At 43.3% G+C, this 8,235-nt stretch carries 9 protein-coding genes, 1 tRNA gene and 1 riboswitch; of the genes, 5 read left to right on the top strand and 5 right to left on the bottom strand.

The genetic code is table 11. The features are described from left to right. The first annotated feature begins 203 nt into the window (after window positions 1–203). Window positions 204–285, top strand: a tRNA-Leu gene (locus NST16_RS13345). A 95-nt stretch (window positions 286–380) separates the two neighbouring features. Here the strand turns inward: NST16_RS13345 and NST16_RS13340 are convergent. Then, window positions 381–1,157, bottom strand: coding sequence for a sporulation protein (locus tag NST16_RS13340; RefSeq protein WP_340887165.1), 777 nt, complete (start codon window positions 1,155–1,157; stop codon window positions 381–383). A gap of 152 nt (window positions 1,158–1,309) precedes the next feature. On the opposite strand from NST16_RS13340, the gene NST16_RS13335 reads away from it, so the two are divergent. Further along, window positions 1,310–1,507 (top strand): hypothetical protein, encoded by a 198-nt coding sequence (locus tag NST16_RS13335; RefSeq protein ID WP_010333477.1) that lies wholly within the window; start codon window positions 1,310–1,312, stop codon window positions 1,505–1,507. A 40-nt stretch (window positions 1,508–1,547) separates the two neighbouring features. Here NST16_RS13335 and NST16_RS13330 read toward each other — a convergent pair whose 3' ends face one another. From NST16_RS13330 to NST16_RS13320, 3 genes are read right to left on the bottom strand one after another with little or no spacing between them, the layout of a single operon-like run. After that, window positions 1,548–2,684, bottom strand: a complete 1,137-nt coding sequence (locus tag NST16_RS13330; protein WP_340887164.1) for a zinc-dependent alcohol dehydrogenase — start codon at window positions 2,682–2,684, stop codon at window positions 1,548–1,550. 20 nt (window positions 2,685–2,704) lie between these two features. After that, a complete protein-coding gene (locus NST16_RS13325) occupies window positions 2,705–3,064 on the bottom strand; it encodes a spore coat protein (protein WP_211090770.1) in 360 nt (119 codons plus the stop codon). Further along, on the bottom strand, window positions 3,061–3,285 hold the full coding sequence (locus NST16_RS13320; RefSeq protein WP_010333480.1) for a hypothetical protein: 225 nt from the start codon (window positions 3,283–3,285) through the stop codon (window positions 3,061–3,063). Before NST16_RS13320 ends, NST16_RS13325 begins: the two co-directional genes overlap by 4 nt. Window positions 3,286–3,386: 101 nt before the next feature. Between NST16_RS13320 and NST16_RS13315 the strand changes: the two genes are divergently transcribed. From NST16_RS13315 to NST16_RS13305, 3 genes are all read left to right on the top strand, one after another. Further along, complete coding sequence (locus tag NST16_RS13315) at window positions 3,387–4,079, top strand: Type 1 glutamine amidotransferase-like domain-containing protein (protein ID WP_326201423.1); 693 nt, start codon at window positions 3,387–3,389, stop codon at window positions 4,077–4,079. A 68-nt stretch (window positions 4,080–4,147) separates the two neighbouring features. Next, a riboswitch (TPP riboswitch) is annotated at window positions 4,148–4,255 on the top strand. 134 nt (window positions 4,256–4,389) lie between these two features. Beyond that, window positions 4,390–6,162, top strand: a complete 1,773-nt coding sequence (thiC, locus tag NST16_RS13310) for a phosphomethylpyrimidine synthase ThiC (protein ID WP_010333481.1) — start codon at window positions 4,390–4,392, stop codon at window positions 6,160–6,162. Window positions 6,163–6,304: 142 nt separating this feature from the next. Beyond that, complete coding sequence (locus NST16_RS13305) at window positions 6,305–6,490, top strand: FbpB family small basic protein (RefSeq protein WP_010333482.1); 186 nt, start codon at window positions 6,305–6,307, stop codon at window positions 6,488–6,490. Between the two features lie 38 nt (window positions 6,491–6,528). On the opposite strand, the gene katA is transcribed toward NST16_RS13305, so the two are convergent. After that, on the bottom strand, window positions 6,529–7,980 hold the full coding sequence (gene katA / locus NST16_RS13300; protein ID WP_010333483.1) for a catalase KatA: 1,452 nt from the start codon (window positions 7,978–7,980) through the stop codon (window positions 6,529–6,531). Window positions 7,981–8,235: the final 255 nt, after the last annotated feature.

The raw sequence follows: 8,235 nt of genomic DNA, 5'->3' as shown, positions 1-8,235 counted from the left end.
AAGCTAATCATATCAATGATCTACTTGTGTAGATCATTTTTTTATTGTATGAATATGTCGATGTAAGCATTGGGCTGCATTTCATAGAAAATTGCTTTAGCTACTTATTATTATATTTCCAAAAAAACTTTTTTAAAATTCATTGACACTTTATCATATCCATGATATATTTATATTCGTCGGTTAGATACGACGTAAAACTTGCCGGTGTGGCGGAATTGGCAGACGCGCACGACTCAAAATCGTGTTCCTTCTGGAGTGTCGGTTCGACCCCGACCACCGGTATCCAATAGAACCCTGTTTCTTACATAAGTAAGAAACAGGGTTTTGTTTTTATTAAAAAAAGGAGCCTATGTTTATTATAGGCTCCTTCTTGTTATTTACTCAGCATATTGGTCGATGATCTCTTCTAATACCTCTTCAAGTTGTTCGATATCATCAAGCTCTGATTGTCTGAAATGGACACGTACGAGCTGCTCTCCGTCATTATACATCTCTTCTAGCCATCCTCGCAGGCCTCTTGCCCGGCGATCGACTTCGAAAATAATTTCTAAACCGTCTTCCTCTAAAAGAAAAATAAGCTCTAATTCATCAAGCATCTGACGGTAATAGCCTGATGTTGGAACAAACTCAAATTCTTGAACGAAAGGTAGGCGGCGCTGGAAATAAGATGCCTGTTCACAGTCTGCTTCATTAAGACGGAAGCCAAGGTTTTCAATTGCATCTAACACATTTTCAACCCAAGGATGTGCTTCTACGAAGATACGATCGTGATCTGATTTATCAATACCGCCTTGAATATCAAGGTCTGTCACTACTGCGACTTCTACCTTTCCTACAGTAATCGGTGTATCAAGAGGCAGGATGAAGGAGAACGGAAATTGATGTTCTTCTCCAGGCTGAATGGTGAATGAACCAGTTACCCGAACAGAATGAATAGTTGCGTATTTCCGGTGCTCTTCATCGTCTTTTACAATGACATATTTTGTATTGAGCTGTAAGTCAATGTAACGGATATCCTGGGCGATTTTTCCGCCTTTTACATGTACAGTTCCGCGGACTTCTTCTCCTGGACAATACGCATCTTTCTCCAAAATGGTATCGACTTTTGCTGCGCCGATGCCGGCACTTGCTGCAAGTTTCTTGAAAAATGACATGTTGATCTTCCCCTTTTTCTTTTTCTCAACAGTTATACGTGGGAAGAAGGAAAAAAGGTTCATTTATTTTGAAATAAATGAACCTTTTTTCCTATAATCGTTTATCTGAGGGACAGACTAAAATTGATGCTTGAGTAAAGGAGGAGACATGAATGAATAAAGAAACGATGGTCGCTGATGAATTACATAGAATGTTTTTAGCTGGTGAGCTGCAAATCACAGTCGAGGAGGACATTAACAATCTTTCAGAAAGACTGAGAAGCGGCGAACTCAGATTAGACAGTTTGACCGGGGAAGATGCGTTTATAAAAGAAACAGTAAACGAAGCATTAAGAAGAGTGGAGCAATAAAATAAAAAGGCGGTTTCTCAAAATGAGAGACCGTCTTTTTTTATGGTTTCAGAAGCACTTTGATAGCTCCGTCTGTTTTCGTATCAAACACCTCATATCCGTGCTTTGCTTGATCTAACGGCAGAACATGTGTGATGATGTCGCCCGGATCTACTTTACCTGTAGCAATCAAATCATACAGGTACGGCATATAATGAATGACAGGGGCTTGCCCGGTTCTGATATTTACATTCCTTTGGAAGATGTCTCCGAATGGAAACGCATTGTATCTCATTCCATACACACCTGTCACTTGAATTGTGCCGCATTTTCTGACAGCCTGTGCCGCCGTTACTAATGCACCCATGGCTCCGCCGTGCATTTTAACACCGGTGGCGAGAAATTCAAGAGGGGACATTTTGCCGTCCATTCCCACGCAGTCGATGACGACATCTGCACCGCCCTGTGTGAGTTCTTTCAAATATAATCCGGCGTTTTCTAAGTGTTCGAAATTAACGGTTTCTACATTGTTTGTTTTTTTGGCGTGCTGAAGGCGGTAGTCTACATAATCCACTGCAATGACTCTTTTGGCGCCTTTCATCCATGCGAATTTTTGCGCGAGCAGCCCGACTGGACCGCAGCCGAGAATAATGACGGTATCTCCCTCTTTTACTCCTGCGTTGTCAACGCTCCAATAGGCAGTCGACATAGCGTCTGAAAGCAATACTAATTTCTCATCTTCTATTTCACAGTCATCAGGCAGTTTAAAGGGAGTGAAGTTAGCATAGGGGACACGCATGTATTCAGCCTGGCCTCCGGGATAGCCGCCTGCTGATTCTGAATAGCCAAAATAAGCGCCGATTTCGCCGTTTGCGTTTGAATTGTCACATTGGCTTTCAAGCTGGTTTTTGCAAAAGAAACATTCGCCGCAGCTGACGTTAAACGGTATGATGACACGATCGCCTTTTTTGACCTTGTGAACGTCGGGGCCTGTTTCTTCCACAATGCCCATTGGTTCATGGCCGATGATATAATCTTCAGGGAAATTGGGAACCATGCCATGAATTAGGTGTAAGTCAGAGCCGCAGATTGCTGTGGTTGTCAGTTTGACGATGATATCATCAGGTTTTTTGATTTCTGGCGCTTTTACCTCTTTGACGCGGACGTCTTTAATGCCTTGATACGTAACAGCTTTCATTCATGATGTCTCCTTATTATTTAGTGATCGGGTGTTGCGAATGTTCCGAGACGATTCGTGTTATCAGGGAAAAGTTTTAGCCCGGCGATATCAATGGCTGTTTGTGCTGATTTCATATCGATTTGAAATTGTTTGTCCAAGTCAGAAGGGAAAAGCCAGCCTTTTTCCATCATGAGCTGTGATAGTTCGCCGTGCAGGTAAATAGCGGCGTCCAATTGATTGCGCAATGCTGTTCTGAGTTCTGGGCTTGCGGTTTCCGTGATGGCGACAGCATAATTTTTGATACCGGTTTTTACGGAAATTAAGAAATCAAGGGCGAGTGCCGAATCAGCAAGGTCAGGCATGCCTTTTGCGTTTTTCGGGTCTAAGAAATCGTTCAATGATCGTCACCTCCTGTTATTGTCGGAGCCTTTTGATAGAGGCTCTGAAGTTCAGTTACGTCCCGTACAGACTGCTGTACATCCTTCTCCATAAGGGCTCTCAGTTCCTGATCGAACACCAGCCCCTGCATCATTTTTGATTTAAGTAAACATACGGTTTTGAAGTTGAGGATCTCGTGTAAATCAACTGTTTCGTGGTTTGCCAAACGGTCTTGTTCCATTTTTTCGGTCACCTCCTGGTTCAAAGGTATTTTTGCCTTGTCTCATGCTTTTATGCGAAAGTGCTATAATGGATAAAATATTTTATTGGGGGAGTCGGATGATGAAACAAATTATTGCGATGGGCGGCGGGGGTTTTTCAATGGAACCAGATCATCTGGTTCTTGATCAATTTATCATTAATCAGTCAAAGCAGCCCTCACCTCGCATTTGTTTTCTGCCAACGGCAAGCGGGGATGCAGAGAATTATGTCCAGCGGTTTTATCATGCTTTTCAACAGCTTGATTGTGACCCGTCTCATTTGTCTTTGTTTAAGCCGCCGACAACAGATTTAGCCTCCTTTATCTTGGAGAAAGATGTGATTTATGTCGGTGGAGGAAATACAAGAAATTTGCTTGTGCTGTGGAAGGAGTGGGGACTGGATCATATATTAAGAGAAGCCTGGGAGAACGGCACTATTTTGGCGGGACTAAGTGCCGGTGCGATCTGCTGGTTTGAAGAAGGAGTGACGGATTCTGCCGGACCGCTGACCGGCTTGAAAAGCTTAGGTTTTTTGCAAGGCAGTTTTTGTCCTCATTATGATGGGGAGAAGGATCGGAGACCTTCATATCATCGCCTGATATTAGAGAAAGCGTTGAGCAACGGTTATGCGGCGGATGATGGAGCAGCTCTTCACTTTATTGATGATCAGTTTTTTCAGGCTGTAAGTTCAAGATTTCATGCAAATGCGTATGAGGTGTTGCTTCATGAAAATGGTGTCTCTGAAACAGCATTGCCAATTACATATTTGTCTTGAATATGCTGAATATTTTATACATTCCTCTTTTTTTCAGTTTGTTTTTATGATAAGATGAGTGGGAAATTAATAGTTACTAGGGGTGCCCGCTAGCGGGCTGAGAGAGAAGATATGCTTCTTAACCCTTTGGACCTGATCTGGTTCGTACCAGCGTGGGGAAGTAGAGGAATTGTTTTTATTGTTGCCGTATACTGTGCAATAATATGTTTCTTTCTGACTGTAACCGGGTTCATTCAACTGAATCCGGTTTTTTGTGCTGGTTATGGGCTTGATTTTGTCCTTTCAAACAAAGAGAGGGGAAGGATAAGTAATGCAAAATCATTCAGTGCAGCAAGCCAACATTTCCATTATGTCGAGTTTTTCGGGGAGTAAAAAAGTATATGTAGAGGGTGCATCGCCGGATATTCAAGTGCCGATGAGAGAAATTGAACTTAGTCCGACGACAGGATCATTCGGCGAAGAGGAAAACGCACCGGTTCGTGTCTATGATACAAGCGGACCTTATACGGACCCCGATGTGAAGATTAATATTCAAGAAGGTTTAAAACCGCTCCGTCACAAGTGGATCACTGGGCGCGGCGATGTTGAAGAATACGATGGACGTGCTGTGAAGCCAGAAGACAACGGCTATAAAAAGGCTAACCCTAATGTAAGCTATCCCGGGTTAAAGCGGAAACCGCTGCGGGCGAAAGCGGGCCAAAATGTCACTCAAATGCATTATGCCAAAAAAGGAATTATTACACCTGAGATGGAGTTTATCGCAATTCGTGAGCATGTGTCTCCCGAATTTGTGAGAGATGAGGTAGCCAGCGGCAGGGCGATCATTCCAGCAAATATTAATCATCCAGAAAGTGAACCAATGATTATCGGCCGGAATTTTCATGTGAAAATTAACGCGAATATCGGAAATTCAGCGGTTACGTCTTCGATTGAAGAAGAAGTGGAAAAAATGACGTGGGCGATTCGCTGGGGAGCAGATACGATGATGGATCTTTCCACGGGGAAAGACATTCATACGACGCGTGAATGGATTATCAGAAATTGCCCGGTTCCGGTTGGCACCGTGCCGATCTATCAGGCGCTTGAAAAAGTAAACGGTGTAGCGGAGGATTTAACGTGGGAAATCTACCGTGACACGCTGATTGAGCAGGCTGAACAGGGTGTGGATTATTTCACGATTCATGCGGGTGTTTTGCTGCGATATGTACCGTTAACTGCTAAACGGACAACGGGAATTGTGTCACGCGGAGGAGCGATTATGGCACAGTGGTGTCTGGCTCATCATCAGGAAAGCTTTCTGTATACTCATTTTGAAGAAATCTGTGAAATTATGAAAACGTATGATATTGCCTTTTCTCTTGGAGACGGGCTTCGCCCAGGGTCAATTGCCGATGCCAATGACGAAGCGCAGTTTGCTGAATTAGAGACGCTCGGAGAACTCACGCAAATTGCCTGGAAGCATGATGTTCAGGTGATGATTGAGGGGCCTGGTCATGTGCCGATGCATAAAATCAAGGAGAACGTCGATAAACAAATGGAAATCTGTAAAGAAGCGCCTTTTTACACGCTAGGACCGCTGACGACGGATATTGCACCGGGCTACGACCATATTACATCAGCGATCGGAGCGGCGATGATTGGCTGGTATGGAACGGCCATGCTTTGTTATGTAACGCCGAAGGAGCATCTAGGGCTGCCAAACCGTGAAGATGTGCGGGAAGGGGTTATTACATACAAAATTGCGGCGCATGCGGCTGATCTTGCAAAAGGGCATCCGGGCGCGCAAATACGAGATGACGCTTTATCAAAAGCCCGCTTTGAATTCCGCTGGCGCGACCAATTTAACCTGTCGCTTGATCCGGAAAGAGCGCTTGAATATCATGATGAGACACTGCCTGCCGAAGGGGCGAAAACGGCTCATTTCTGTTCGATGTGCGGGCCGAAATTTTGCAGCATGAGAATTTCTCAGGATATCCGTGATTATGCCAAAGACAAAGAGCTCAATGAGTGGGATGCCATTCAAGAGGGTATGAAAGAAAAAGCTGAGGAATTTGTAAAACAAGGCAGCAAACTTTATAAGTAACAGTATAGAAAGCGATTGACAGGCCAAATTGAATACGTTTTAATATAGCTAATATACATTTCCACCATTTGCTGATCGGATCACCGAAGGCTCTTATCTTTTGAGATAAGGGCCTTTTTTATTTTTAAAGGAGGGAGAAATGATGGGAACCAAAAAAGAGAAAGGGAGAAGACACTTCAGAAAACGAAAAACATATGGCAATCAGATGCTGCCGCTGGAGCTTCTTATTGAACAGAACAAGCGGGAGATAATGAATAATGAAGAGTTAATGGAGAAAATTTATATGAAGATTGACGAGAAGCATACGGCAGTCCGTGAATCTATGTAAAAAACCCGCTGAATAAACAGCGGGTTTTTTCTATGCGATTAAACTTCTTTTTTAATCGGCAAACCTAAGCCTTCTGCCACACGTTTTCCGTATTCAGGATCAGCTTTATAAAAGTGCTCGATTTGGCGGAGTTTGATTTCTTCTTTTTCTACCGGTTTCATTGCATTTACGATATTTTCTACAAGGCGGGTGCGTTCCTCTTCGCTCATTAAACGGTAGAGATCGCCGGCTTGTGTGTAGTGATCATTGTGATCGTAGCTTACGCTGTCAGCCATTCCTTGTACTGGATAAGCCGCTTGTTTATCCTCAGGTGACTCAGTCGGTCCGCCGAAGCTGTTTGGCTCGTAGTAGACTGAGCCGCCGCCGTTATTGTCAAAGCGCATTTGTCCGTCACGCTGATAGTTTCTTACTTCGTTGCGTGCGCGATTGATCGGCAGGGCCTGGTGGTTTGCTCCGACACGGTAGCGATGCGCATCATGATACGCAAACAGACGCCCTTGAAGCATTTTATCCGGTGATACATCAATACCGGGGACCAGTGTTCCAGGTGAGAATGTTGCTTGTTCTACTTCAGCAAAGTAGTTTTCCGGATTTCTGTCAAGAACCATGCGGCCGACTTCAATGAGCGGATAGTCTTTTTGAGACCATACTTTTGTGACATCAAACGGATCGAAGCGATACGTATTTGCGTCTTCTAAAGGCATGATTTGCACATATAATTTCCATGCAGGGAAATCGCCGTTTTCGATTGCATTGAACAGATCTTCTGTATGATAATCCGGGTTTTCACCGGCAATTTTTGCTGCTGTCTTCACATCAAGGTTCTTCACACCTTGTTCTGTTTTAAAGTGGTACTTGATCCATACGCCTTCGCCTTCGGCATTTGTCCATTTGAATGTATGGCTTCCAAAACCGTGCATGTGGCGAAGTGTAGCAGGAATTCCGCGGTCAGACATCAGGATCGTCACTTGGTGTAAAGATTCCGGTGAAAGTGACCAGAAATCCCATACAGCTGTAGGATTTTTCAAGTGTGTTTTTGGATCTCTTTTTTGTGTATGAATAAAATCAGGGAACTTAATCGCATCGCGGATGAAGAATACCGGCGTATTGTTACCGACGATGTCATAGTTTCCTTCTTCCGTATAAAACTTAACAGCAAATCCGCGCGGGTCGCGAACGGTGTCAGCAGAGCCAAGTTCACCGGCAACTGTTGAGAAACGGATGAACAAAGGTGTGCGTTTGCCGACTTCTGATAAGAAAGCAGCTTTTGTATATTTTGTTACATCGTTTGTCACTTCAAAATAACCGTGTGCGCCTGCACCTTTAGCGTGAACGACACGCTCAGGAACACGTTCTCTGTTAAAATGGGCCAATTTTTCGAGTAAGTGTACATCTTGGATTAAAGTTGGTCCGCGAGAACCGGCAGTCATTGAATTTTGATTATCTCCAACTGGAGCGCCCCAGCTAGTTGTCAGTTTATTTGAACTCATGTCATCACCTCTTGGAATTGATAAGAACATAATATCATCTCTAAGTAAAAAGTCAATATTATTTTATAATTATTATAAAATAATCATTTCTATAATACGATAAAAACTATTAAATAAAGCAGAAAACCCTATGCAGAACAGCTAAATAGAGATGATCGAGGGTTCAAAGAAAAAAGCGCTATTTGCGAATATGAAAAGTAAGTGATAAACATTAATACAAAAAATGTAGAATAAAAAAGAGTTGACATATCGGAA

It is taken from the genome of Bacillus sp. FSL K6-1005 (genome assembly GCF_038000225.1).
GTDB lineage: Bacteria > Bacillota > Bacilli > Bacillales > Bacillaceae > Bacillus > Bacillus mojavensis.
Note: the sequence above shows the minus strand (reverse complement) of the source record. Positions and strands in the feature narration are given on the sequence as shown.